Origin of the sequence: Sphingomonas sp. J344 (genome assembly GCF_024700005.1) — a bacterium.
In the GTDB taxonomy this organism is placed as follows: domain Bacteria; phylum Pseudomonadota; class Alphaproteobacteria; order Sphingomonadales; family Sphingomonadaceae; genus Sphingomonas.
This window is the reverse complement of sequence record NZ_JAJONB010000001.1, coordinates 1,013,359-1,036,968: the sequence shown is the minus strand read 5'-3', so window position 1 is coordinate 1,036,968 and position 23,610 is coordinate 1,013,359. Positions and strand designations below refer to the sequence as shown.

Here is a 23,610-nt window from a genome sequence, read left to right as displayed (position 1 = left end):
GAGGACGGCTGTGTCCTCTCGACCGTCGTGCTTCCGTCCCCTCCGTCAGGCTACGCCTGCCACCTCCCCCTTGCGGGGGAGGATTGGAGTGGCTTTCCGCCAAGTATCGAATCACCCTAGCGCGGCTTACGTTTACGGCAACCGTTTGCGGTCGCGCGTGGCTGCGCTAGAGCGGCGGAATGAGCCAGACCACGCCCCCCGTCGCCGCCACCCGCCCCTTCTCCTACGAACGCCACGGCGCGACGATCGAAGACCCGTGGAACTGGCTGCGCGACCCCGGCTATCCCGATGTGAAGGACAAGGACGTCCTCGCCTATCTCGAGGCCGAAAACGCCTATTATGAGGGCGTGATCGAACCGCTCAAGCCGCTCTCCGAAACGCTGTTTCAGGAGATGCGCGGCCGGATCAAGGAGGACGACGCCACCGTTCCGCAAAAGGACGGTGCGTATCTCTACTGGACCGACCACGAGACCGGCGGCGAATATCGCCGCTGGTGGCGGAGGCCCGTCGCGGGTGGTCCGGACGAACTGATCCTCGACGAACCCAAGCTCGCCGAGGGCAAGGAGTATTTCGTCCTCGGCGGCTTCTCGATCAGCCCCGACGACCGCTATCTCGCTTACGCGTTCGACGACAACGGCTCGGAACGGTTCGAGGTGCGGGTCAAGGGCCTCACCACCGGCGACCTCCTCCCCGACACCATCCCCGGCGTCCTGTCCGACCTCGTCTGGACCTCGGACTCAAAGGGCTTTCTCTACGGCGTCGCCAACGACCAGTGGCGCACCGACAATGCCCGCTGGCACAAGCTCGGCGATCCGGTCGACCAGGACATCGAACTCTATCACGAGGATGACGAGGGCTATCGCGTCGGCGTCGGCGAGACCCAGTCGCGCCGCTTCCTCGTCATCTCGACCGGCGATCACGTCACCAGCGAAGTCCGCCTGCTCCCCGCCGACAATCCGCTCGCCGAACCGATCCTCGTCGCCCCGCGCCAGACCGGGCGCGAGTACGATGTCGAGGAGCATGACGGCACGCTCTACATCCACACCAACGACACCCACACCAACTGGCGGCTCGTCACCGCCAGCCTCGATGCACCCGGCGCGTGGCACGAGCGGATCGCCCCGTCCGAAACCTTCTACATGACCGGCGTCACCACCTTTGCCGACTATTTCGTGGTCGAGGGGCGCGAGGCCGGCCTCGATCAGATCGAGATCCACCAGTATGAAGGCGGTCCGGGCAAGCGCATCGCCTTCCCGGAAGCCAGCTATGTCGCCAGCCTCGGCGACAATCCCGAATATGCGATGGCAAAGCTGCGCATCGGCTATGAATCGATGGTCACGCCCGGCACCGTCTATGACTATGACGTCGCGACGGGCGAACTAGAGACACTCAAGGTCCAGATCATCCCATCGGGCTATGACGCGAGCAAATACGCGACCGAACGGCTGCACATCGCCGCGCGCGACGGCACCGACATCCCCTGCTCGATCGTCTACCCCAAGGACTTCCCGCGCGACGGCACCGGCAAGCTCTATCTCTACGCCTATGGCGCGTACGGCTATGCCATCCCGCCCGGCTTCTCGACCGCGCGCATGTCGTTCCTCGACCGCGGCGTCGCCTTCGCCATCGCGCATATCCGCGGCGGCGACGATCTCGGCCAGCAATGGTATCTCGACGGCAAGCTCGAAAAGCGCACCAACACCTTCTACGACTTCGTCGATGTCGCAAAGGGGCTGATCGATCGCGGCTACACCCACAAGGGCGGCATCGCCATCGCCGGGCGCAGCGCGGGCGGCGAGCTGATGGGCGCGGTGGTCAACTCCGACCCGGACCTGTGGGGCGTGGTCGTCGCCGACGTGCCCTTCGTCGACGTGCTCAACACCATGCTCGACGACAGCCTGCCGCTGACCCCGGGCGAATGGCCCGAATGGGGCAACCCGATCACCGACAAGGCCGCGTTCGACCTGATCCGCAGCTACAGTCCATATGACAATGTGAAGGCACAGGATTACCCGCCGCTGTTCATTTCGGGCGGTCTCAACGACCCCCGCGTCACCTATTGGGAACCCGCCAAATGGGCGGCGAAACTGCGCGCGACCAAGACCGACGACAATGTGCTGGTCCTCAAGACCAATATGGGCGCGGGCCATGGCGGCAAGTCCGGCCGCTGGGAAAGCCTGCGCGAGGCGGCGGACGAAAACGCCTTCATTCTGTGGCAGCTGGGGCTGGCGAATGCGTGATGCCATTCGGGCATCGGCGGCCCTGCTGCTCGCGTTTGCAGCGCTGGTGCTCGGCACGCCCGCCGTGCGGGCCGACAGCTGGGGGCCACCTCAACCAGCCAGCTACAGCTCGGCCAATGGCAGCTTCCGCCTGAACGTCACCCCGCGCAAGCTCCGCGGACAACTCGGCTATTTCGAGGACAAGGTTGCGGGCAAGGAACCCGCCGGTCAGGCGAAGGGCGAGACCGCGACCACTGCCAGCGCGGTGCTCGAACGCCGCGACGCTGCGGGCAAATGGACCCGCGTCTGGGCCGCGCCGCTGGTGAACGAGGTGGCGCCAACGCACGCGCTGGTGGCCGATGACGGTCGCCATGTCGTGACCTTCGACAATTGGCATTCGGTCGGCTTCGGCCCCGATGTCGTCGTGATCTATGGCGCGGACGGGCGGCGCATCCGCTCACTCGGGCTCACCGACTTGCTCCCGCCCGCCTATATTCGCGCGCTCCCGCACTCGGTCAGTTCGATCTGGTGGGGTGGAACGCATCGCCTGTCGCCGGACGGCGCGCGCGCGATCCTCGCCATCGTCGTCCCCGAACAAGAGCCGTTCGCCGGCGCGAAGGAGCATGTCGAGATCGAGATCGACCTCGCCTCCGGCACCCCCGTCGAGCCGTCCGGCGCGGCATGGGAACGCGCGCTCGCCAAGGCGCTGGCTGTGGCCAAGGCCTATGATGCGGCCGATGCGGAGCGCCGGGCGGCGTTCCTCGCACCGCTTGTCGGGCCAGCGAACCCCGACGAGCAAGACTGGCATGACTATTTGCGGGAGGCCTATTATCGCATCGATCCCGATTGGGAGGAGGGATTTCCTGCGACTGCTGTCCTGCAAGATCCGCGTGCAAGGGACTATAAGCAGTCCGTGAAATGGCTCCACGACGAGCTTAAGGGGCAGGCGCTTCTCGCCTCGGGGCTCTCGCTCGCAACGCTCGCGCCACCCGAACATTTCCTGCTCGAACTCGAAAAAGGCCGCGCGCGCAATCAAGGCCGGAGCGGCGGCAGGCGCCCGCATCTATGTCGCGATCTCCGCCGCATGGAAGGACCGCGTCGCCGCCGCGTTGGCCCCGACCGGCGCAATCTTCATCCATCTCGACCCCGCTGTCCCGATCCCCCAGCGCCCGGAACGGCTCGAAAAGCTGCGGAAAGCCGAGGCCGAGGCCGCCGCCGAGGGCGCGTAGCCTTCCTCCGTAATGGCGGGACTCCCGCCATCGCGGACCCGTCGTTTAAGGAATTGGTGAGCCCTGCGCCTTACCCTCGCCTCCCATGGAGGCGTTGGCGTGAAGCACCCGTTGGATTTGCACCGCTCTCGGCGCAGTTGGTACGGCTGGAACCAGGAGGGCGCGCTGCTGCGCCGCCGCAGCGCGCGCTTCAGCTTCGGGCGCAACGAACTGGCCGGGATGCTGCTCGCCGGGATCGTCGGCGGGCTGGCGTGGACGATGCTCCCCGCCGCGATGCCCGGGCCCGTCGATCCCGCGCCAGTGCCGCGCGCCAATTTCGGCTTCTGCCATAGCGGCGGCGGCACCAATTGCGTCGTCGATGGCGACACCTTCTGGATTGCGGGGGTCAAGATCCGCATCGCCGATATCGACACCCCCGAAACCCACCCCGCACGTTGCCCTGAAGAAGCCCGGCTCGGCGCGGCGGCGACCCAGCGGCTTCAGGCGCTGCTCAACAGCGGCGCGGTCACCCTCCACGCAATCGATCGTGACACCGACCGCTATGGCCGCAAACTGCGTCTGGTCGAAGTCGATGGCCGCGGCGTCGGCGATACGCTCGTCGCGGAGGGGCTTGCCCGTCCCTATCGCGGTCGCCGCACGGGGTGGTGCGGGTAGGGCCACGCACATAAAGAGCGGGAGAACCGCTCGCTACGCTGTCCGCGCGAACGATCCTCCCGCCCTCCCGAACCCCAGGTCCGGGCCGTCGAGCTGGTCAGCTTATTGCGGGAAGACCGCTACATCCTCCTCGACGATCACGCTGCCCTTGGGCAGCACCACGCCGCGCTCGGCCATCTCCTTGCGGAAGTCCTTTTCGGCATCGGCGATCTCCGCCTCATATTCGGCGATTGCGTCGATCCGGTCGGCCTCGTCATTGGCGCGGGCAAGGTCCTTGCGCAGCTCGCGCTTCGCCTCGCTGATCGACGTCTTGTAATCCAGATAGTGCGAATTGCTGTCGGTAAAGACCTCCGCATGCGCCACGTCGCGCGCCAGCGCCGGGCTGGCAAGCAGCGTCATCGCGGTCGCGATGATCAGGGGGTACGCATCGTGTTACTCCTCATGTTGCCATGAACCTGACGCCAGGAACGGCTGACCGGGCGCACGGGTTTCGAGGAGAGAACGGCTGACTCGCGCGCGTTCATGCGTTGGGGCGGGACGGGTCGTGGCGGATAAGCGACGGCCCGAACCGGGATTTTCAGGCAGTCGCGGCGACCTGATACAGGAAATCGGCAAAGGCGAACGCCGCGCCGTCCAGCCCCGCGACCTTCGGATTGCTGCTGTCGATCACGAAGAACTCGTTCGGGGCATGCGCGCCATAGCCGCGTCCCACGCCGAACTGTCCGGCGGGCAGGTTGAGCGGCGGCCCGGTGAAGATCACTCCCGGCCAGCTGCCCGGGCTGCGCGGATACAGCGTCACCGGCAGCCCCAGCCGCTTGAGCGTCGCAATCTCCGCGCGCACCAGCGGGCTATTCTCGTCGGTCTCCGTCGGCCCGTACCCGCCCGACACATTGACCTCGATATCGCCGAACCCGCGCTTGGCGAGATGCGCCTTCAGCTTGGCGACGGTGTCGTCATAGGTCATGTCGGGGACCTGGCGGATTTCCAGCTTCGCGGTGGCCTTGTTGGGCAGGATCGTCTTGCCGCCCGGCCCGGTATAGCCCGCCACCAGCCCCTGGATATTCACCGTCGGCGCCTGCGCCAGCCGCACGAGCGACGCCTCCCAGTCGAGATCGTCGATGAACTTCTCGACGCCATAGGCTTTCTTGAACGCCGCCTCGCTCGTCGCGCGCGCGTTGATCGCGATCAGCTCCTTCTGCCGCGCGGTCAGCGGCTTCACCTTGTCGGCGATCCCGTCGATCAGCACCGTATTGCCGTCGGCCGAGACAAGGGTAGAGAGTGCGGCGACGAGCCGCCACACCGGGCTGTCCAGCCGCGCCTTCTGGCTCGAATGGATATCGACCTTTGCGCCGCGCCCCCACTTCTCGGCGCTCGCGATCAGCTCGAACTCGATCGCGCCCTTTGCGCCCAGCGTCAGCGTCACCCCGCCATCTTCGCCCTGTCCGGCCGATGGGATGATGACGCCCACGCACTTCTTCATCGCCACCATCACCTGCGGCCTGGTCACGATCTCGTGGAAATTGGGGGAGGCGATCTCCTCCTCGCCCTCGGCGACCAGCACCAGATTGACCGGCAGCTTGCGCCCCGCCGCCTTGAAGGCGTGCAGCGCGGCGAGGAACGCCGCCTGTGGCCCCTTCTGGTTCACCGTCCCCCGGCCCATCATCACCGTGCCGAATCCCGGCTTGTCGACCAGCTTCGCGTCGAGTGGCGGATGCTCCCATTCCGCCGCATCGAATTGTTTGACATCGTACATGAAATAGATGCCCAGCGTCTTCTTCGCGCCCGCGTCCAGCGTCGCGAACACCCCCGGCTTGCCCTTGGACGGCACGATCTCGGCATGCTGGAACCCGGCATCGAGCGCGAGCCGCTTCATGAACTCCGGCCCCTCGGGATAGCCGCGATCCTCCGCCGCAATCGACGGCAGCCGGATCCAGTCCTGCAACCGCTTGACCGACGCATCATGCCCTGCCGCGATCGCCGCCTTGACCGTCGCCAGCGGATCCGCCGCCATTGCCGCGCCCGGCGCGGTCAGCGCCGCCCCTGCCGCCGCCGCCTTCAGCATCGTGCGCCGCCCGATCGCTCTGTCCATTGTCGCCCCCTGTTCCTGATCCCGATGTTCGCGCGCTCAGCGCACCCCGTCCAGCCCCGGCCCGGCATCCGCACTGGGCAGGTAGTGTGGCGCGACCCGCGCGCGCGCCTGCTGCTCAAAGGCATAGCCCGCCTTCAGCACCTCGGCATCGCGCCATGCGGTGGAGAAGAAGCTGAGCCCAACCGGCAACCCATCGACCAGCCCCATCGGCACGGTCAGATGCGGATAGCCCGCGACCGCCGGCAACCGGCTCGCCGACGGCCCGCTCGCCTGATCGCCATGCACCGGATCGGACAGCCACGCCGCCCCGCGCGTCGGCGCGACGATCAGCGCGACCTCCGCCTTGGCAAGCATCGCGTCGATCCCCTCCTTGCCCGCCAGCCGCAGCGACGTCGCCCGCGCCGCGCGATAGTCGGGATCGTCGAGCCCCTTGGTCTTCGCGGCGTCGAGGAAGATTTCCTGCGCAAAGAACGGCATCTCCGCCGCAGCATTGGCGCTGTTGAACGCGATCACCGCGTCCAGCGTCCGCGCGGTCACCGCCGGCGGCGTGGTCGCGAGATAGGCGTCGAGATCGGCCTTGAGTTCGGTCAGCAGCACCTTGAACTCCGCCCCGCCCAATTCGGGCGCGGGCGGAATCTCGACCGGCACCAGCACCGCCCCCGCCGCCTTCATCTGCTCCAGCGCGGCGTCATATACCTTGGCCAGATCGGGCGACATGTTCCCCGGCCGCACCACGCCGACGCGGACCCCGCGCAGGCCGGTGCCGTCCAGCCCCGCCGCATAATCGACCCGCTTCGCATCCGCCTGCGCCGTCGCCGGATCGGCGGCATCGCTCCCCGCCATCGCGGTCAGCATCAGCGCGGCGTCGCGGACATTGCGCGTCATCGGCCCCGCCGTGTCCTGGCTATGGCTGATCGGGACGACATGGGTGCGGCTGACCAGCCCCACGGTCGGCTTCATCCCCACCACGCCGTTGCTCGACGCCGGGCACACGATCGACCCGTCGGTCTCGGTTCCCACCGTCGCGGCAGCCAGGCTTGCCGCCGTCGCCGCGCCCGACCCGCTCGACGATCCGCACGCGGTGCGGTCGAGCGCATAGGGGTTGCGGACCAGCCCGCCGACCGCGCTCCACCCGCTCATCGACCGGGACGACCGGATATTGGCCCATTCGGACAGGTTCGCCTTGCCCAGGATAATCGCCCCCCGCCGCGCGCAGCCGGGCCACCAGCGGCGCATCGCGATTGGTCATATTGTCCTTTAGCGCCAGACTGCCCGCCGTGGTCGCCATCCCGACCGTGTCGATATTGTCCTTCACCAGCACCGGAATGCCATGCAGCGGCCCGCGCAGCTTTGCCCGCGCGCCGCTCGGCATCCAGCAACCGCGCCTCCGCAATCGCCTGCGGGTTGGTCGCAATCACCGCCCGCAATGTCGGTCCCTTGCGGTCGATCGCGGCGATCCGCGTGAGGTAAGCGCGCACCAGCTTTTCGCTGCTCGTCCGCCCCGCCGCGAGATCGGCGGACAGGTCGTCGATCGATCGCTCGACGATCCGCGCATCCGTTGCCGCCGGTACCGGCTCGGACGGCGATGCTGCGACAGCAGGAGCGGCGAGGGCGAGGGACAGGAACAACAGCGACATCGCATTCTCCGAAGGGCGTCTTCGAAGGCGAGGCTAGCCGTGCACCAACGCCCCCTCAAGCGGTGTCGTGTGCAACGATCATGGCTTGGCCCGCGCGCTCGCCACGCTGCGCAGCGCCGCGATCCGCGCCTGCAACCCCGCACGCTCGGATCTCGCTCAGCCCGTCACGGGCATAGCGTTCCTCCAGCGCCGCGATCCGCCGGCTCTCGCGCCGCAATTCCCGCGCCTCGCGCCGCGAAAGCTCCTCCGCGTCTCGCGCGTCGCGGATCGACCGGTCGACCTGATCCAGTTCGCGCGCCACCCCGGGCAGCGCCGGGCGCGGCGCGGGCCACCCGGCATTGCTCCCCGCCGGATCGCGAATCTGCGCGGCGGCGGGGGCGGTGGCGAGCAGAATCGGGATCAACAGCTTGCGCATCGGGCATCTCCTCTGCCCTGATCGTCGCATGCGAACCCTGTCTGATCGCTGACCGGTCGCTCTGGGGTCAGAAATCTGTGGATGAACCTGTGCGCGAAAAAAATCCCATGTTCGCCCGTCGTTCTCTTGCATTCTGAAAAGGCGAGGAAGGTCCGCGCGTCGCACCGCATCGGCGCTGGTAAACATGCCATGAACCGAGTCATATCAGCGACGAACCGAGTCGCTTAACTGTCATTTACGCTATTGCCTCCCGCGCCGGATTGGCACAATCTCTAGTGGTCACACAGGGGGACAAGCCCAAGCACTGGTGGAGCATGGCTCGCGATCCTATATCGCGGGGCGCTTTGCCGTCGCCTGGGCAGGAGGGGGTGGACATGTTTTGTTCTCTCCGTTCCGGATGCTAAGGTGCTACGATCGGCACCGCCCCCGAGTCGTGACGATTGGACGTGGCAGGGGACGACCGATGGACTTCAGAGAAAGCCAGGAAACGAGCGTGAGTGAAACCGTGACCGATACCGTAGAGACGCTCGTCGAGCCCAAAACTGCTGCGCCGGAAAAGGCTGCCAAGACGAAGAAGAAGATCGACACCAAGTCGGTCGCCCCGCGCATCTACCCGGTCGAGGTCGATCATTCGCGCGACGCGCTGCTGACAGAATTCGGCAAGGACACGCTCAACGACCGCTATCTGCTGCCGGGCGAGAATTATCAGGACCTGTTCGTCCGCGTCGCGTCCGCATATGCCGATGACGCCGCGCACGCCCAGCGCATCTACGACTATATCTCGCGCCTGTGGTTCATGCCCGCCACCCCCGTGCTGTCGAACGGCGGCACCGGGCGCGGCCTGCCGATCAGCTGCTTCCTCAACTCCGTCCCCGACAGCCTCAACGGCATCGTCGACACCTGGAACGAGAATGTGTGGCTCGCCTCGCGCGGCGGCGGCATCGGCACCTATTGGGGCAATGTCCGCGGCATTGGCGAACCGGTCGGCCTCAACGGCAAGACGTCGGGCATCATCCCTTTCGTCCGCGTGATGGATTCGCTGACCCTCGCGATCAGCCAGGGCAGCCTGCGTCGCGGTTCGGCCGCCTGCTATCTCGACATCAGCCACCCGGAGATCGAGGAGTTCCTCGAAATCCGCAAGCCCAGCGGCGACTTCAACCGCAAGGCGCTGAACCTCCACCACGGCGTGCTGATCCCCGACGCGTTCATGGAAGCGGTGCGCGCCGGCGCCGACTGGGACCTCAAATCGCCCAAGGACGGCAGCGTCCGTGGGTCGGTCAACGCCCGCGCGCTGTTCCAGAAGCTGGTCGAAACCCGCCTCGCGACCGGTGAGCCGTACATCGTGTTCGCCGATCACGTGAACAACAACATGCCCAAGCATCACCGCGATCTGGGCCTCAAGGTCTCGACCTCGAACCTCTGCTCGGAAATCACCCTGCCGACCGGCAAGGACCATCTGGGGAACGAGCGCACCGCGGTCTGCTGCCTCTCCAGCCTCAACCTCGAAACCTGGGACGAGTGGAAGGGCGAGAAGGGGTTCATCGAGGACGTGATGCGCTTCCTCGACAACGTCCTTCAGGACTATATCGACCGCGCCGAGCCGGGCATGGAAAAGGCCGCCTATTCGGCCAGCCGCGAACGCAGCGTGGGCCTCGGCGTGATGGGCTTCCACAGCTTCCTCCAGGCGCGCGGCCTGCCGTTCGAGGGCGCGATGGCGAAGACCTGGAACAGCAAGATCTTCAAGCACATCAAGGCGCAGGTCGACGAAGCATCGATGCAGCTCGCGGTCGAGCGTGGCCCGTGCCCCGACGCCGCCGATATGGGCGTGATGGAGCGCTTCAGCTGCAAGATGGCGATCGCGCCGACCGCGTCGATCAGCATCATCTGCGGCGGCACCAGCGCGTGCATCGAACCGATCCCGGCCAACATCTACACGCACAAGACGCTGTCGGGCAGCTTCTCGGTCAAGAACCCGTATCTTGAGAAGATTCTGATCGAAAAGTCGAAGAACAGCGACAATGTCTGGAACTCGATCCTCGAGCGTGGCGGCTCGGTCCAGCATCTCGACTTCCTGACCCAGGAGGAAAAGGACGTGTTCAAGACGTCGTTCGAGATCGACCAGCGCTGGCTGCTCGAACTCGCCGGCGACCGCGCGCCCTATATCGATCAGGCCCAGTCGCTGAACCTGTTCATCCCGGCCGATGTCGAGAAATGGGACCTGCTGATGCTCCACTTCCGCGCGTGGGAGCTCGGCATCAAGTCGCTCTATTATCTCCGCAGCAAATCGGTGCAGCGCGCCGGGTTCGCGGGCGGGGTCGAGGCCGACAACACGATCGACGCGCCGCAGTTCAACCTGGGCGAATCGACCGATTACGACGAGTGCCTGGCTTGCCAGTGAGCTAAATTCCCTCTCCCCTTGGGAGAGGGAGGGAGCCGCCGCAGGCGGCGGAAGGGTGAGGGTGATGCGTCTGTATCAGGACCAGCCATCTGGAACGGTGGATCAGCTCCGCACCCTGCGCCGCCACGCAACCGAGGCGGAGAAACATCTCCGCCGCGCGCTGCGGGAAGCCTTCCCCGAAGCCAAATGGCGCTTTCAGGCTCCGGTCGGCCCGTTCCGCGTCGATTTCCTGTGGTTCGCGGCGCGACTGGTGATCGAGGTCGATGGCGGCCAGCACGCGGAGGACGCCGAATGCGACGCCCGCCGCACCCGCTTCATCGAAGGTGAAGGCTATCGCGTGATCCGCTTCTGGAACAATGATGTGCTGAACAACACCGACGGCGTGATCGCGACAATCGCAAATTCCCTCTCCCATTGGGAGAGGGAGGGAGCGCCAAAGGCGCGGAAGGGTGAGGGTGACACACCTCAAGGCCATTCCCGCTCACCCTCACCCCGCGCCGCTGCGGCTTGCCCCTCTCCCAATGGGAGAGGGGATGAAGGAGCACCGCCCATGATCCGTCTCCTCCCCCTGCTGGGCCTCACCCTCCTCGCCGCCTGCGCACAGCAGGTCGCGACCGGTGTCGAGCCCGGCGCGCCCGGCTTCCTGCTCGGGCTGTGGCACGGCTTCATCTTCCCGGTCGCCTGGGTGCTCTCGCTCTTCGTCCCCGACGTCGCGGTCTATGCCGTGCCCAACAATGGCGGCTGGTATGATTTCGGCTATTTCCTCGGCATCTGCGTGTTCGGCGTCGGCGCGCATCGCGGGAAAAAGGTCGTGGTCAAGGAGCGCGTCGTGGTGCGCGACCGCGATCCCCTGTGACGAGCCTTCTGCCATGAATAGGGCCCTCGCCATTCAGGCCGGGATCGGCATCGCGTCGGGCGCGGCGGGCATCGCCCTGCTGCGCCGCCGCGCCGCATCGCGTGAGGGCGCCTATGCCCTGCGCATTGGCGGCACGATGCTGGTCGCGCTCTGTCTGTTCCTCACCGGCTTCGCGCTGGTCGCCAGCATGGCGGGTGGGGTATGACTAGGGGACTCGCGACCGGCTGGGCTTTGTTCTGGCTGAGCTTCCTGCTCGTGCTGTTCCCGCATCTCGCTGCGCGTATCGATGACCGCAATCTGGTGCGCTGGATCGCGGTTCCCGTTCTCATCGTGTCGGCAATCGGGCTGGCCGATCATTATTTCGGCCTCGGCCTGTCGACCCTTCCCCCGCCGTCCAGGGCGGGTTGAATCCAGTTTAGGAGTAATCCCATGCCTCTTCTCGAAGCCCGCAAGACCTACAAGCCGTTCGAATATCCCTGGGCGTTCGACTTCTGGAAGCGTCAGCAGCAGATCCACTGGCTCCCCGAAGAGGTGCCGCTGGGTGAGGATTGCCGCGACTGGGCGCAAAAGCTCACCGATCACGAACGCAATCTGCTGACCCAGATTTTCCGCTTCTTCACCCAGGCGGATGTCGAGGTGCAGGATTGCTACCACGAAAAATACGGCCGCGTGTTCAAGCCGACAGAGATCAAGATGATGCTCGCCGCCTTCTCCAACATGGAAACGGTGCACATCGCGGCGTACAGCCACCTGCTCGACACGATCGGCATGCCCGAAAGCGAATATGGCATGTTCCTCGAATATGCCGAGATGAAGGACAAGCACGATTACCTTCAGAAGTTCGGCGTCGATAATGACGAGGATATCGCCAAGACCCTCGCGATGTTCGGCGGCTTTACGGAGGGGCTTCAGCTGTTCGCGTCCTTCGCGATGCTGATGAACTTCCCGCGCTTCAACAAGATGAAGGGCATGGGCCAGATCGTCAGCTGGTCGGTGCGCGATGAATCGCTGCACTGCGAAGGCATCACCCGCCTGTTCCACGCCTTCACCAAGGAACGCGACTGCCTGACCAAGGCGGTGAAGGACGACATCATGGACGTCTGCCAGACGACCGTGCGGCTGGAGGATGCGTTCATCGACCTGGCGTTCGAACAGGGCCCGGTCCCCGGCATGACGCCCAAGGAGATCAAGAAGTATATCCGCTTCATCGCCGACTGGCGCCTCAACCAGCTGGGGCTGAAGCCGATCTACATGATCGACGAACACCCCCCTGCCGTGGCTCACCCCGCTGCTCAACGGCGTCGAACACGCCAATTTCTTCGAAACCCGCGCGACCGAATATTCGAAGGGCGCGACCAAGGGCAACTGGAACGAAGTGTGGGATTCGTTCGACAAGCGCCAGAAGGCCAAGGCGGCTCCGGCAGCGAACGAGGATGCCGCTGAGGGCGGGTTGTTCGATGGGACGGTCGCGGCGGAGTAGAAGTTGGGTAGCCTTGCAGCCTTCTTCGCAACAGACGCCGGATTTGCGGCTGCATTTTCTGCGGTCGCAACTCTGTCGGCGACCTTTCTCGGTCAGGCTATTCGAGGAAGGGTGCGGCTGATTTGGTTTAGCCCAAATTCAACTCATTTTACTCTGCATTCCAACGAGCCAGGCGTTCAGCCCGTCCACATCAATTCAGGTCAGATCATTATTCAGAACCTCGGGCGGCAAGCTGCCGAGGGCGTGCAAGTTACTTCGATCCCGGGCGCTCCGCCCGCTGGTTACGTATTAATCCCTTCACTTGTGCATGAGACACGTTCTGGACCACGGGGCGAGTGGATTGTCGAGATACCCTTCATCTCGCCCGGGGAGGTCGTGACGCTCCAAATCCTGAATGGGCCGCCTATCGACTCCGTAAGGTCTGCTGGCGGAAGTGGTCGGCTTGTTCCGGTTATCCATCAGAGGCTCTATCCGAAGTGGCTTCAAGCCTCAGCGGGCGCTCTCATGTTTGTGGGTGTTGTCGCTCTCTTCTTCGCTTTGGGTTGGCTGATTTCAAGGCTTTGATTCGTCACCCCGGCCTTGTGCCGGGGTCCACTCATCCGCGCGCTATCGCCGTCAGCGGTTCCAGCCCCAAACCCACCGCCAGATCGTTCCACATGGGGTTCTCGCGTTCGATCAGGTTGCGCTTCCACTCCCGGCGATACCGCTTGACCTGCTTCTCGCGCCGGATCGCGGACTCCATCGTCCCGCCGACCTCGTAATAGACCAGCCGGTGAATGCCGTGGCGCTTGGTGAACCCATCGAACGTACCTGCGCGATGCTGGACGATCCGGCCAATCAGGTCGGAGGTCACCCCGACATAAAGCGTGCCGTTAAACGCGCTGGCGAGGATATAGACGCAGGGTAGGCGCTCGATCATTGGAGACATTGTCGGCCTTCCGGTGGACCCCGGAACAAGTCCGGGGTGACGGTGGACTTAGGACGTAGTGCTTGGCCTCTTTCGCCACCCGCGGGGGCCACGGTTTCGCAGGCGATGCGCTCGCGATTCCTCAACCGATCAGTCGATATGTCCCCCGATCGTCCACGAACTCTAATGAACCGCGATCTCGCATATCCTGCAACTCGCGGCTCAGTGTCATTTCTGGTGTTGCGCCCGTCGATCCGGTTTCAAAAACGATTGTACTCAACTCGTTCTCGATCAGCGACTGGCGGGTGAACTCTCCATTACCCGAGTGCGCCGCATGGCGTCGCACAGCTGCTTCGACAGCCTCGGTCCAGCTTGTCATTCATTCACTCCAGAACGCAGGAAACTTGATCCAAAACGAAGGAAACTCACCGATATCACGGAGCGAGCAGGCTATTCTGGCCTCTCGATCAAAATGTGAGTCATCCATGGCGCATGTTACCTTCACTTGTGAAGCCTGCGGAAGCAAGCTCGTTACCCGGGACGCTTGGGCGGAGTGGAACGAGGACACACAGAATTGGGTGTTGGGCGCTGCCTTTGACTACACGTTCTGCCACACGTGCGAAAAAGAGACTCGCCTTGTCGAGCAGAAACTTCCTAAACCCCCCCTTTCCTACACGAACCAAATAGGTCAACTGAATCGACTCCAACCAACCGGAGTCGAGTCGATGCGCGACCAACCCACACCCGCCGCGCCGCCAGCGCGCAACCACTGGACCCCCGCGCGTCAGCGCATCTTCCTCACCGCGCTCGTCGAAACCGGCAGCATCGCCCGCGCCGCGCGCGCCGCCGGCATGTCGCGCTCCAGCGCCCATGCGCTGCGCAACCGCCTGACCGGCACGCCGTTCGACCATCACTGGAGCCACGCACTCAAACTCCACGCCGCACGGCTCGCCGATCCCTTCGCCCCCGATCCGCTCGCCCCGCGCGAACCCGCCACAGCCCGTAGCGCCCCCGTCGCCCCGGCGTCGCGTCCATGACGCGGCGCGGTCGCCAACCCGTCCAGACCCGGTGTCAGCCCGTCGCGCCGCTGTCGCGCACCTGTCACGTCGGAGTCGCGCCACCGTCACCCCACGGGTGTCAGCGTGTCGCAAACCCGCCCGCTTGCCGTCCCGAACCGGTCGCTTCTCCCGTACATACCCCCCATGTTTGTCAGCATCGTCGGACAGCGCCCGTCGCCGAAGTCGAATGGTCATTCACCTTTTCGCGACCGCCCCATACCACGCCCTGGCGGGGTGGTTCGATCGGCTATGGCGGATGACGTTACGGAAACCGGCTTCCTTTCGCTCGCAGCACAATATGGTGTCCGCGACGACCCACGACCCGCCCCGCACGTGCGACAGACCGCGTGGTTAATTGGCCGATCCGCAAAAGCCCCGGCTTGTACCCCTGCACAAATCGCGCATAATCCTGCCCATGTCCGGAGGGGTGTGTCCGGGCTTCAACACTTTATGGAGCCTCCGGGTGATGACACGCGTATCGTCCTCACATCCCGTTCGTTCGGGATTCAGCCGCTGATGTCGAACACCCGCCCCCTGTTCTCGCTGCCCAGTTCGCAGGACGCCTGTGCGGCGATCGGCGACGAATTTCTCGTCGGCGGGATCGTCGGTTCGGCGCATGTCCTGACGCTCGAAGAGGTCCGGGCCGAGCGTCCGCGCACCTCGTCGACCGCGTGGCGCATGCCCTATTCGATGTTCCTGCGCGGCGCCCCCGGCGCATCGCTGCCCCAGGGCCTCTACTGGGTCTCGCACCATCATTTCGGCCGGATGTGCCTGTTCCTCATCCCCCGCAGCCGCGAACCCCGCACCGGCGCGGTGCGCTACGAGGCTGTGTTCGACTGACAACGCTAGCGGCGCAAAAGACGCCCGAACACGCTTCGGTCCTTCAGGATTTCCCGCGCGGCATTATGCCCCGGCGCACCGGTCACCCCGCCGCCCGGATGGGTGCCAGCGCCGCAAAGGTACAGGCCGCCGATCGGCCCGCGATAATCGCCATGCCCCAGCACCGGCCGCGCCGCCCAGAGCTGGTCGAGCGACATGCGGCCGTGGAAGATGTCGCCATCGACCAGCCCGAACTTGCGTTCGAGGTCGGTGGGGGAGTGGATCTGGCGGGCGATGATGGCGTCGCGGAAATTGGGGGCGTGCTGCGTCACCGTGTCGATAATGTCGTCCGCCGCCGCCTCGCGTTCATCGTCCCAGCTCCGCCCGTTGGGCAGGACGGGGGCGAATTGCTGGCAGAACAGGCTGGCGACATGGCAGCCCGCCGGGGCCAGGCTGTCGTCGACGGTGGAGGGGATGGTCATCTCCACCACCGGCGCGTTCGACCAGCCATAGCGGACCGCGTCCTCATGGGCCTTGTCCATATAGTCCATGGTCGGCGCGATGATGATGCCGCTGCGATGATGCTCGGCATCGCTGCCGGGAAGCACCGTGAAATCAGGGAGTTGTGAGAGCGCGACATTCATCCGGAAACTGCCCGATCCGGTCTTGAACCCCGCAATCCGCCGGTTGAAATCGGCGGGCAGCTCGCTGGAATCGACCAACTGGCGGAACAGCAGGGCAGGGCCGACATTGGCGACGACCGTCTTCGCCGCAATCTCCTCGCCACTGGCAAGGCGCACCCCGGCGGCCCGACCACCATCGACCAGCACCCGGTCGACCGGAGCCTCCAGGCGGATCACCGCCCCGGCCTCCCGGACCGCATCGGCCATCATTCCGGTGATGGCGCCCATCCCCCGACCGGATGGCCCCAGGCACCCTTCTTGCCGTTCACCTCGCCAAAGACATGGTGCAGCAGGACATAGGCCGACCCCGGCGCCGCCGGCCCGGCAAAATTGCCTACCACCGCATCGAACGCGAATGCCGCCTTGACGTGTTCATTCTCGAACCACCCGTCGAGAAACTCCCGAGCCGACTGGACGAACAGGGCGAGGGCATCCCGCTGCCCCTCGATCGGCAGGGAAGCGACCTGCCGCCCCTGTGCCGCCGCCGCCACCAGCGCCGCAATCCCACCCCCGGCATTGGGCGGGGTCTTGAGCGCCATGCTCCGCAACAGGTCCGCCACCCGCTCCAGCGCGGCCTCGTAACCGTCCAGCGCCGCGGCATCCTTTGTCGAGAAGCGGGCAAACTCCGCCCTTGTCCGCTCCGCCCCGCCGCCCAGCTTCAGATAATCCCCGTCCAGCGGAAAGAAGTTCGACACTGGCCGCTCGATCACCCGGTAACCCCGGTCGACCAGCTTCATGTCAGCAATGACCTTGGGCTGGAGCAGGCTGACGGTGTAGCTCGCCGCGGAGTTGCGGAACCCGGGGTGAAACTCCTCGGTCACCGCCGCCCCGCCGACCACATCGCGCCGCTCGATCACACAGACCTCGAGGCCGGCGCGGGCGAGGTAGAAGGCACAGGTCAGCCCATTATGCCCCGCCCCTATGATGACCGCGTCAAACCTTTGGGTCATGCCTTCAGCCGCTCCGCGTGCCAGGCAACATGGTCGCTCATGAAGCTGGAGATGAAATAATAGCTGTGGTCATAGCCGGGCTGCATCCGCAGTGTGAGGTCGATCCCCGCATCGCGGCACGCCGCGGCCAGCAATTCGGGCTTGAGCTGTTCGGTCAGAAACGCATCGGCATCCCCCTGATCGACCAGCAATTCGGCAACGCGCAGCCCATCCTCGATCATTGCAACCGCATCATACCGCCGCCATGCCTCGCGATCATCGCCCAGATATCCGGTCAGCGCCTTCTGCCCCCCACGGGCACAGCGACGGTGCGACGATCGGGGCGAATGCGCTGATCGACCGGAACCGGTCGGGGTTGCGCAACCCGATCGTCAGCGCGCCATGCCCACCCATCGAATGGCCCGTGATCCCCTGACGGCTGAGATCAGCCATCGGAAACTCCCGCAGGATCAGCCCGGGCAACTCATCCTCGATATAAGAGCGCATCCGGTAGCTCGCCGACCACGGCGCCTGCGTCGCATCGACATAGAAACCAGCGCCCTTGCCAAAGTCATAGGCTTCGTCATCCGCCACATCATCGCCGCGCGGCGAGGTGTCCGGGGCAATGAAGATCACGCCATGCTCGGCGCAGGCCGCACGATACTCGCCCTTTTCGGTGACATTGGCATGGGTGCAGGTCAGCCCCGAAAGGTACCAGAGCACCGGCAGCTTCGCGCCTTCGGCATGATCCGGAACGAACACCGAGAACGTCATCGGCGTGCCGGTCGCGGTCGATGAATGGCGGTACACGCCCTGCACTCCGCCATGCGCCTTGTTGGTCGAGACCGTCTCGAAGCTCATCTGAACACCACCGTGCGATTGCCGTTGAGGAATACCCGTCGCGCTCCGATCGCATCGACCGCGCGCGCCAGCACCTGCGCCTCGATATCGCGGCCGATGCGGATCAGGTCGTCGACGCTGTCGCGATGGTCGACCCGCTCCACCGCCTGGTCGATGATCGGCCCTTCGTCGAGGTCGCTGGTCACGAAATGCGCGGTCGCTCCGATCAGCTTGACCCCGCGATCATGCGCCCGGTGATAGGGCTTTGCGCCCTTGAACCCCGGCAGGAAGCTGTGATGGATGTTGATGCACCGCCCCGCCAGCCGATCGGCAAACTCGGGGGTCAGCACCTGCATGTAGCGGGCGAGCACCAGATAGGGGGCACCCGCGGATTCCATCACTGCTTCGATCGCGTGTTCCTGTGCCGCGTTGCCGCCGGCCTCGACCGGAAGGTAATGATACGGCACGCCATGCCATTCGGTCAGGCCGCGCAGCTTCTCATGGTTCGATACAACCGCGACGATCCGCGCCGACAGCGTCCCCGCCTGTTGCCGGTGGAGCAGGTCGTTGAGGCAGTGCGACCCCTTCGACACTGCAACCACCAATGCCGGCTTTTCGTCGCTGGCCGACAACCCCCAGTCGAGCTCAAAGCGCGTCGCCACCGGGGTGAAGGCGGCGACCAGCGCGTCCCGATCGACCGGAAAGCGCGGCCCGCCCGATGTGAATACCACCCGCATGAAAAAGCGGCCGGTCTCCAGGTCGGCATATTGCTGGCTGTCGAGGATGAACCCGTCCTGCTCGGCCAGGAATCCGCTCACCCCCGCGACGATGCCCACCCGGTCGGTGCAGGTCAGCGTCAGGATCCAGCCCGCACTCACTTCGGGACGCGATACATCGCGCAGACCTTGTTCCCCGCCGGATCGCGCAGATAGGCAAGGTAGAGCGCGCCGAACGCATTTTCGCGGATGCCCGGCGGATCCTCGATCGCGGTACCGCCATGCGCGAGACCGGCAGCGTGCCAGGCGTCGACCATTTCCGGGCTCTCTGCAGCAAAGCCGACCGTGCCGCCATTGGCGTGGCACGCGGGCTGGCCGTCGATCGGCTGGCTCAGCATGAAGATGCCGCCATTGTGCATGTAGAAGGCGCGGCCCTTGGGATCGACACTGCCCGCGCGGGCACCGAGCGCGCCGAGCGTGGCGTCATAAAATGCCTTGGACGCCGCGACGTCGTTGGCGCCGAGCATGATATGGCTGAACATGGCTTCCTCTCCCCTTGTTTAGTTTCAGAACACCACGACGCTGCGAATGCTCTCCCCCGCATGCATCAGGTCGAACCCCTTGTTGATGTCCTCCAGACCCATGACATGGGTGATCATCGGGTCGATCTCGATCTTGCTGGTCATGTACATGTCGACGATCTTCGGAACATCGGTGCGGCCCTTGGCGCCGCCAAATGCGGTGCCGCGCCAGTTGCGACCGGTGACCAGCTGGAACGGGCGTGTGGCGATCTCCTTGCCCGCTTCGGCCACGCCAATGATGATGCTGGTGCCCCAGCCGCGATGGCAGGCCTCAAGCGCGATGCGCATCACGTCGGTGTTGCCGGTCGCGTCGAAGGTATAGTCGGCGCCGCCATCGGTCATCGCGACGATCCGGGCCACGACATCCTCACGGCTCATGCCGCGCGAATTGAGGAAGTCGGTCATCCCGAAGCGGCGGCCCCATTCCTCACGGTCGGGATTGATATCGACGCCGATGATCTGGTTCGCGCCGGCGAGCCGCGCGCCCTGGATCACGTTGAGGCCGATGCCGCCGAGTCCGAACACGACGACATTGTCGCCGACCTGCACCTTGGCCGTGTTGATCACCGCGCCGACCCCGGTGGTGACGCCACAGCCGATATAGCAGCTGGTCTGGAAGGGCGCGTCCTCGCGGATCTTTGCGACGGCGATCTCGGGCAGCACGGTGAAGTTCGAGAAGGTCGAGCAGCCCATGTAGTGATAGATCGGCTGGCCCCTGTAGCTGAAGCGCGTGGTGCCGTCGGGCATCAGCCCCTTGCCCTGCGTCGCGCGGATCGCGGTGCACAAATTGGTCTTGCCGCTGAGGCACGACTTACACTGGCGGCATTCGGGCGTGTAGAGCGGGATGACATGATCGCCCGGGGTGACGCTGGTGACGCCTGCGCCGACCTCGCGCACCACCCCCGCGCCCTCATGCCCCAGCACGCTGGGGAAAATCCCCCTCGCTGTCGAGCCCGTCGAGCGTATAGGCATCGGTGTGGCAGATGCCGGTCGCCATGATCTCGACCAGCACTTCGCCCGCCTTGGGACCCTCCAGGTCCAGCTCGACGATCTCCAGCGGCTTCTTCGCCTCGAACGCAACGGCGGCGCGGGTCTTCATGGTTTCAATGCTCCTTGCTTCGCTGCGCTTTTGGCAAGGGATCGCACTCCGCGCCAGCCCGAACCGATTGTATGTGAAACTTACAGTTCAGATCGCCGCCATGTCCGCCTTGTAATGGTGCCAGGCCAGGATCGCCGCGGCACCGCGATGCGGCCGCCACGCTTCGGCGATCTCGCGGGTCTGCTTTTCCGACGGACGCTCGGCATGGCCCATGATTCGGCCGATCTCGATCTGCACCGCCAGGTCGCCCGCCGGCCAGATGTCGCGTCGCCCCTCTGCGAACAGCAGATAGATTTCCGCCGACCAGCGCCCGATCCCCTTGATCCGGACCAGCTGAGCGATCGCTTCCTCGTCATCTGCGGGCAGCGCGGTCAGGTCGATCCGGCCGCTCGACACCTCTTCGGCCAGGCTCCTGGCATAGCTCGCCTTTTGCCGGGAGAGCCCGGCGGCGCGCAATGCATCGTCGGGAGCGGCGGCGACGATATCGGGCCGGGTCAGATCGCCGATCCCCGCTGCCAGCTTGCTCCAGATCGATGCCGCCGCGGCGACACTCACCTGCTGCCCGACGATGGTGCGCAGCAGAGTCTCATAACCCGGTTCGCGGATGCGCGGCTCGGGATAGCCGACCCGCGCGACCGCTGCGGCCATCAACGGCTCGTCTGCCGCGATCGCATCCAGCGATTCGCGCAGCTGTTCGGCAGTCAGTCCCATCGTTCGGATCCTTGAAAGCGGCGGCATTCCCCGGCATGGGCGCGGAACACACAGGAGAAGATCATGCCCAAGCTTATCGTCGTCACACGCGAAGGAGAAGAACGCGAAGTCGAAGGCGAAGTGGGCCTGAGCGTCATGGAAGTGATCCGCGACAACGGGTTCGACGAACTGCTCGCTTTGTGTGGCGGCTGCTGCTCGTGCGCGACCTGCCACGTTCATGTCGATCCGGAATTTGCGGCCAAAATTCCGCCGATGAGCGAGGACGAGAACGACCTGCTCGACAGCTCGTCGGACCGCAACGAGAGGTCGCGCTTGTCGTGCCAGCTCCAGTTTACCGCCGCGCTCGACGGCCTCAAGGTGACGATCGCGGCCGAGGACTAAGCAGGGCGCGCTGCGATCCGTTCAGGAGCGCGGCGCGACCTTGACCACCGCCATCGGGGCGTCCTTGCTCAGAGGGGTCGCCTTCCAGGTGACGGTGCGGCGGGTGCCATCGGTCTTCGCGCCATCCTCGTTATTCTGGCTGACGATCTCGCCGTCGGTGACCAAAGTGAAGGTGCCGTCCAGCTTGGTCTTGGCGTCGTCCGACTTGCCCTTGCCGGGCGAATCGCTGTCGCCGAACGCGGGTGCCTTGACCCGGACGGTGTCCGCCCCGCGCAGTTCGAGCACGACGAAGGGAAAGATCACCTCCGCGTCGATATTGTACGGCCACAGGAAATTGTGGGTCAGCTTGCCGCCGATCTGGTAATCCACCACAAACACGCCGTCGCCCTTGTAGGTGACCGAACGATATCCCGCCTCCTTGGTCAGCGCCTCGGCGATCGCCTTGAACTTTGCCTCCTTCTTGGCGGCCTCCTCGGCATCGTCCTTGGTCGAGTCTTCCTCGGCGGCGGCGGGGGCATCCTCGTCCTCCTGCCAGGTGGCATCGCGGAGCAGGCTGGTCGTGGTCTTCGTCTTGTCGTCCTCGTCTCCCATCCCCTTGAAGGCGTCGCCCATACCCTTGGCCATTTCGCCAGCGATATCGACCGCGATCACCTCACCCTGATAGCTGAAGGTAAAGCTGCGATCGGCGAGGATGGTGAGGGTGGAGACGAACTTGCCCGGACTGAACGCACATCCGACCAGCAGCACGGGGGCAAGGACCGCGAGCGCAATCCCCTTGAACCGATCGAACATGGCGTCATTCCCCCGTTGGCGCGGACCGGTGGGTCAGCGCGAGATAGCTGCGTACAGCGCGATGGCTGCGGCGTTGGATACGTTCAGGCTCTCGACGCGAGGCGAGATCGGCAGGCGTGCCAGCTCGTCGCAATGCGCGGCGGTGTTATGCCGCATCCCCTCGCCCTCGGCGCCCAGCACCAATGCGGGGCGCGTATCGCCCATCACCTCGCCCAGCGTGCCCTTGGCCTCGCCCGCCAGGCCGATGCGCCAGAATCCCGCTTCGCCAATCTCGTCGAGCGCGCGGGCAAGATTGACCACACGGACCCACGGCACCAGCTCCAGCGCCCCCGATGCGGCGCGCGCGAGCGATCCCGATTCGGGCGGCGCGTGACGGTCCTGCGTGACGATGCCGAGCGCGTCGAATGCTGCCGCCGAGCGCAGGATCGCGCCGACATTATGCGGGTCGGTGACATGATCGAGCACCAGCAGCGGGCGACGATCGTCCGCGCCCTGCTCCAGCAGATCTCCCAGCCAGATCTCCTCCAGCGGATCGACCTCGATCACGATGCCCTGGTGCGGCGCGTCGGACGGGACCATCCGGGCAAGATCGGCCACGTCGGCATAAGTGATCGGCAGGATCGGGGGCAGGTCGAGCGCGCCCAGCGCCTCGCGCGTCCCCCACACCTTGCGTACCCGCCGCTCGGGATTGGCCAGCGCCGCGGTCACGGCGTGGCGGCCCCAGAAGCGGGGGCGGTTGCTGTTCGATCCGGATTGGGGACGATGCCCCCGTCTTGGCCTCTGGCTCATAGCTCACTCTAGGTTCCGCTGGCGCGGAACCGGGCGCGGGCCGGTGCCGCAACGCTTCAGCAACTTTGAAACGACTTAGAAGCCACAACCCGCGCGCGCAAGGCGTTGACAGCGCCGCGCCGCTTCGGCATTGGCGCGCACTCGCTTCGGCGTGCCGCATGGAAGGGTGGCCGAGTGGTTAAAGGCAGCAGACTGTAAATCTGCCCGCGTGAGCGTACACTGGTTCGAATCCAGTCCCTTCCACCATCCCTTCGGCCGCTGGAACAGAAGCGATCCCTGGCGGGGTGTTCGGGCCTTGGCACCCACTGTCTCCCAAAGGAAACCTCCC

Annotated in this window: 20 protein-coding genes, 1 tRNA gene and 5 pseudogenes; 12 read left to right on the top strand and 14 right to left on the bottom strand. The window is 65.4% G+C overall.

Features of this window, described 5'->3' with window-relative positions; all coding sequences use genetic code 11:
- Positions 1-179 precede the first annotated feature (179 nt).
- Genes LRS12_RS05170 through LRS12_RS05160 form a run of 3 tightly spaced genes read left to right on the top strand, consistent with a single transcriptional unit; the run spans position 180 to position 4,102 of the window.
- Complete coding sequence (locus LRS12_RS05170) at positions 180-2,240, top strand: S9 family peptidase (protein ID WP_257843633.1); 2,061 nt, start codon at positions 180-182, stop codon at positions 2,238-2,240.
- A complete protein-coding gene (locus LRS12_RS05165) occupies positions 2,233-3,780 on the top strand; it encodes a hypothetical protein (RefSeq protein WP_257843632.1) in 1,548 nt (515 codons plus the stop codon). Before LRS12_RS05170 ends, LRS12_RS05165 begins: the two co-directional genes overlap by 8 nt.
- Positions 3,722-4,102 (top strand): thermonuclease family protein, encoded by a 381-nt coding sequence (locus LRS12_RS05160; RefSeq protein WP_257843631.1) that lies wholly within the window; start codon positions 3,722-3,724, stop codon positions 4,100-4,102. The genes LRS12_RS05165 and LRS12_RS05160 overlap by 59 nt, the downstream gene beginning before the upstream one ends.
- Positions 4,103-4,204: 102 nt before the next feature.
- On the opposite strand, the gene LRS12_RS05155 is transcribed toward LRS12_RS05160, so the two are convergent.
- From LRS12_RS05155 to LRS12_RS05140, 4 genes and pseudogenes are all read right to left on the bottom strand, one after another.
- Positions 4,205-4,501 carry a hypothetical protein gene (locus LRS12_RS05155; protein WP_257843630.1) on the bottom strand — a complete coding sequence of 99 codons (297 nt, stop codon included), beginning with the start codon at positions 4,499-4,501 and terminating at the stop codon, positions 4,205-4,207.
- A 178-nt stretch (positions 4,502-4,679) separates the two neighbouring features.
- The gene (locus tag LRS12_RS05150; protein ID WP_257843629.1) at positions 4,680-6,191 is read right to left on the bottom strand and encodes a M20/M25/M40 family metallo-hydrolase; all 1,512 of its coding nucleotides are present in this window, start codon (positions 6,189-6,191) and stop codon (positions 4,680-4,682) included.
- Between the two features lie 36 nt (positions 6,192-6,227).
- Positions 6,228-7,828: pseudogene (locus LRS12_RS05145) on the bottom strand (amidase).
- 55 nt (positions 7,829-7,883) lie between these two features.
- Entirely contained in the window at positions 7,884-8,243 is a 360-nt protein-coding gene (locus LRS12_RS05140) for a hypothetical protein (RefSeq protein ID WP_257843628.1), read from the bottom strand.
- A gap of 463 nt (positions 8,244-8,706) precedes the next feature.
- Between LRS12_RS05140 and LRS12_RS05135 the strand changes: the two genes are divergently transcribed.
- From LRS12_RS05135 to LRS12_RS05115, 5 genes and pseudogenes are all read left to right on the top strand, one after another.
- Positions 8,707-10,641, top strand: coding sequence for a ribonucleoside-diphosphate reductase subunit alpha (locus LRS12_RS05135; protein ID WP_257843627.1), 1,935 nt, complete (start codon positions 8,707-8,709; stop codon positions 10,639-10,641).
- 64 nt (positions 10,642-10,705) lie between these two features.
- Positions 10,706-11,497, top strand: a complete 792-nt coding sequence (locus tag LRS12_RS05130) for an endonuclease domain-containing protein (RefSeq protein ID WP_257843626.1) — start codon at positions 10,706-10,708, stop codon at positions 11,495-11,497.
- 13 nt (positions 11,498-11,510) lie between these two features.
- Positions 11,511-11,702 (top strand): hypothetical protein, encoded by a 192-nt coding sequence (locus LRS12_RS05125; protein ID WP_257843625.1) that lies wholly within the window; start codon positions 11,511-11,513, stop codon positions 11,700-11,702.
- On the top strand, positions 11,699-11,905 hold the full coding sequence (locus LRS12_RS05120) for a hypothetical protein (RefSeq protein WP_257843624.1): 207 nt from the start codon (positions 11,699-11,701) through the stop codon (positions 11,903-11,905). The genes LRS12_RS05125 and LRS12_RS05120 overlap by 4 nt, the downstream gene beginning before the upstream one ends.
- Before the next feature lie 21 nt (positions 11,906-11,926).
- Positions 11,927-12,977, top strand: a pseudogene (locus tag LRS12_RS05115) (ribonucleotide-diphosphate reductase subunit beta).
- A gap of 595 nt (positions 12,978-13,572) precedes the next feature.
- On the opposite strand, the gene LRS12_RS05110 reads toward LRS12_RS05115, so the two are convergent.
- Both LRS12_RS05110 and LRS12_RS05105 read right to left on the bottom strand, forming a co-directional pair.
- Positions 13,573-13,896, bottom strand: coding sequence for a GIY-YIG nuclease family protein (locus tag LRS12_RS05110; RefSeq protein WP_257843623.1), 324 nt, complete (start codon positions 13,894-13,896; stop codon positions 13,573-13,575).
- Positions 13,897-14,026: 130 nt separating this feature from the next.
- A complete protein-coding gene (locus LRS12_RS05105) occupies positions 14,027-14,263 on the bottom strand; it encodes a hypothetical protein (RefSeq protein WP_257843622.1) in 237 nt (78 codons plus the stop codon).
- Between the two features lie 346 nt (positions 14,264-14,609).
- Between LRS12_RS05105 and LRS12_RS05100 the strand changes: the two genes are divergently transcribed.
- Positions 14,610-14,921: a LysR family transcriptional regulator gene (locus LRS12_RS05100; protein ID WP_257843621.1), complete on the top strand. Its 312-nt coding sequence runs from the start codon at positions 14,610-14,612 to the stop codon at positions 14,919-14,921.
- Positions 14,922-15,458: 537 nt separating this feature from the next.
- Entirely contained in the window at positions 15,459-15,782 is a 324-nt protein-coding gene (locus LRS12_RS05095) for a hypothetical protein (protein WP_257843620.1), read from the top strand.
- A gap of 5 nt (positions 15,783-15,787) precedes the next feature.
- On the opposite strand, the pseudogene LRS12_RS05090 reads toward LRS12_RS05095, so the two are convergent.
- From LRS12_RS05090 to LRS12_RS05065, 6 genes and pseudogenes are all read right to left on the bottom strand, one after another.
- Positions 15,788-17,394, bottom strand: a pseudogene (locus tag LRS12_RS05090) (phytoene desaturase family protein).
- Positions 17,391-18,234 (bottom strand): annotated as a pseudogene (fghA, locus tag LRS12_RS05085) (S-formylglutathione hydrolase). Before fghA ends, LRS12_RS05090 begins: the two co-directional pseudogenes overlap by 4 nt.
- Positions 18,231-19,076: a formyltetrahydrofolate deformylase gene (gene purU, locus LRS12_RS05080; protein WP_257845432.1), complete on the bottom strand. Its 846-nt coding sequence runs from the start codon at positions 19,074-19,076 to the stop codon at positions 18,231-18,233. The pseudogene fghA and the gene purU overlap by 4 nt, the downstream one beginning before the upstream one ends.
- Positions 19,077-19,087: 11 nt before the next feature.
- The gene (locus tag LRS12_RS05075) at positions 19,088-19,471 is read right to left on the bottom strand and encodes a VOC family protein (protein WP_257843619.1); all 384 of its coding nucleotides are present in this window, start codon (positions 19,469-19,471) and stop codon (positions 19,088-19,090) included.
- Positions 19,472-19,495: 24 nt separating this feature from the next.
- A pseudogene (locus LRS12_RS05070) lies at positions 19,496-20,609 on the bottom strand (S-(hydroxymethyl)glutathione dehydrogenase/class III alcohol dehydrogenase).
- An 87-nt stretch (positions 20,610-20,696) separates the two neighbouring features.
- Complete coding sequence (locus LRS12_RS05065; protein WP_257843618.1) at positions 20,697-21,320, bottom strand: DNA-3-methyladenine glycosylase; 624 nt, start codon at positions 21,318-21,320, stop codon at positions 20,697-20,699.
- Positions 21,321-21,383: 63 nt separating this feature from the next.
- Here LRS12_RS05065 and LRS12_RS05060 point away from each other — a divergent pair, with 63 nt between their 5' ends.
- On the top strand, positions 21,384-21,701 hold the full coding sequence (locus LRS12_RS05060) for a 2Fe-2S iron-sulfur cluster-binding protein (RefSeq protein ID WP_257843617.1): 318 nt from the start codon (positions 21,384-21,386) through the stop codon (positions 21,699-21,701).
- A 21-nt stretch (positions 21,702-21,722) separates the two neighbouring features.
- Here the strand turns inward: LRS12_RS05060 and LRS12_RS05055 are convergent, their stop codons facing one another.
- Positions 21,723-22,493 (bottom strand): hypothetical protein, encoded by a 771-nt coding sequence (locus LRS12_RS05055; protein ID WP_257843615.1) that lies wholly within the window; start codon positions 22,491-22,493, stop codon positions 21,723-21,725.
- Positions 22,494-22,526: 33 nt separating this feature from the next.
- The gene (gene rlmB, locus LRS12_RS05050; RefSeq protein ID WP_257843614.1) at positions 22,527-23,282 is read right to left on the bottom strand and encodes a 23S rRNA (guanosine(2251)-2'-O)-methyltransferase RlmB; all 756 of its coding nucleotides are present in this window, start codon (positions 23,280-23,282) and stop codon (positions 22,527-22,529) included.
- Between the two features lie 160 nt (positions 23,283-23,442).
- On the opposite strand from rlmB, the gene LRS12_RS05045 reads away from it, so the two are divergent.
- Positions 23,443-23,528: transfer RNA gene (locus LRS12_RS05045), tRNA-Tyr, on the top strand.
- Positions 23,529-23,610: the final 82 nt, after the last annotated feature.

Bases quoted from the DNA above. Each gene is read 5' to 3' on its own strand.
- LRS12_RS05170 (WP_257843633.1), top strand. From the start codon at position 180: ATGAGCCAGACCACGCCCCCCGTCGCCGCCACCCGCCCCTTCTCCTAC.
- LRS12_RS05165 (WP_257843632.1), top strand. From the start codon at position 2,233: ATGCGTGATGCCATTCGGGCATCGGCGGCCCTGCTGCTCGCGTTTGCA.
- LRS12_RS05160 (WP_257843631.1), top strand. From the start codon at position 3,722: ATGCCCGGGCCCGTCGATCCCGCGCCAGTGCCGCGCGCCAATTTCGGC.
- LRS12_RS05155 (WP_257843630.1), bottom strand. From the start codon at position 4,501: ATGACGCTGCTTGCCAGCCCGGCGCTGGCGCGCGACGTGGCGCATGCG.
- LRS12_RS05150 (WP_257843629.1), bottom strand. From the start codon at position 6,191: ATGGACAGAGCGATCGGGCGGCGCACGATGCTGAAGGCGGCGGCGGCA.
- LRS12_RS05140 (WP_257843628.1), bottom strand. From the start codon at position 8,243: ATGCGCAAGCTGTTGATCCCGATTCTGCTCGCCACCGCCCCCGCCGCC.
- LRS12_RS05135 (WP_257843627.1), top strand. From the start codon at position 8,707: ATGGACTTCAGAGAAAGCCAGGAAACGAGCGTGAGTGAAACCGTGACC.
- LRS12_RS05130 (WP_257843626.1), top strand. From the start codon at position 10,706: ATGCGTCTGTATCAGGACCAGCCATCTGGAACGGTGGATCAGCTCCGC.
- LRS12_RS05125 (WP_257843625.1), top strand. From the start codon at position 11,511: ATGAATAGGGCCCTCGCCATTCAGGCCGGGATCGGCATCGCGTCGGGC.
- LRS12_RS05120 (WP_257843624.1), top strand. From the start codon at position 11,699: ATGACTAGGGGACTCGCGACCGGCTGGGCTTTGTTCTGGCTGAGCTTC.
- LRS12_RS05110 (WP_257843623.1), bottom strand. From the start codon at position 13,896: ATGATCGAGCGCCTACCCTGCGTCTATATCCTCGCCAGCGCGTTTAAC.
- LRS12_RS05105 (WP_257843622.1), bottom strand. From the start codon at position 14,263: ATGACAAGCTGGACCGAGGCTGTCGAAGCAGCTGTGCGACGCCATGCG.
- LRS12_RS05100 (WP_257843621.1), top strand. From the start codon at position 14,610: ATGCGCGACCAACCCACACCCGCCGCGCCGCCAGCGCGCAACCACTGG.
- LRS12_RS05095 (WP_257843620.1), top strand. From the start codon at position 15,459: ATGTCGAACACCCGCCCCCTGTTCTCGCTGCCCAGTTCGCAGGACGCC.
- LRS12_RS05075 (WP_257843619.1), bottom strand. From the start codon at position 19,471: ATGTTCAGCCATATCATGCTCGGCGCCAACGACGTCGCGGCGTCCAAG.
- LRS12_RS05065 (WP_257843618.1), bottom strand. From the start codon at position 21,320: ATGGGACTGACTGCCGAACAGCTGCGCGAATCGCTGGATGCGATCGCG.
- LRS12_RS05060 (WP_257843617.1), top strand. From the start codon at position 21,384: ATGCCCAAGCTTATCGTCGTCACACGCGAAGGAGAAGAACGCGAAGTC.
- LRS12_RS05055 (WP_257843615.1), bottom strand. From the start codon at position 22,493: ATGTTCGATCGGTTCAAGGGGATTGCGCTCGCGGTCCTTGCCCCCGTG.
- rlmB (WP_257843614.1), bottom strand. From the start codon at position 23,282: ATGAGCCAGAGGCCAAGACGGGGGCATCGTCCCCAATCCGGATCGAAC.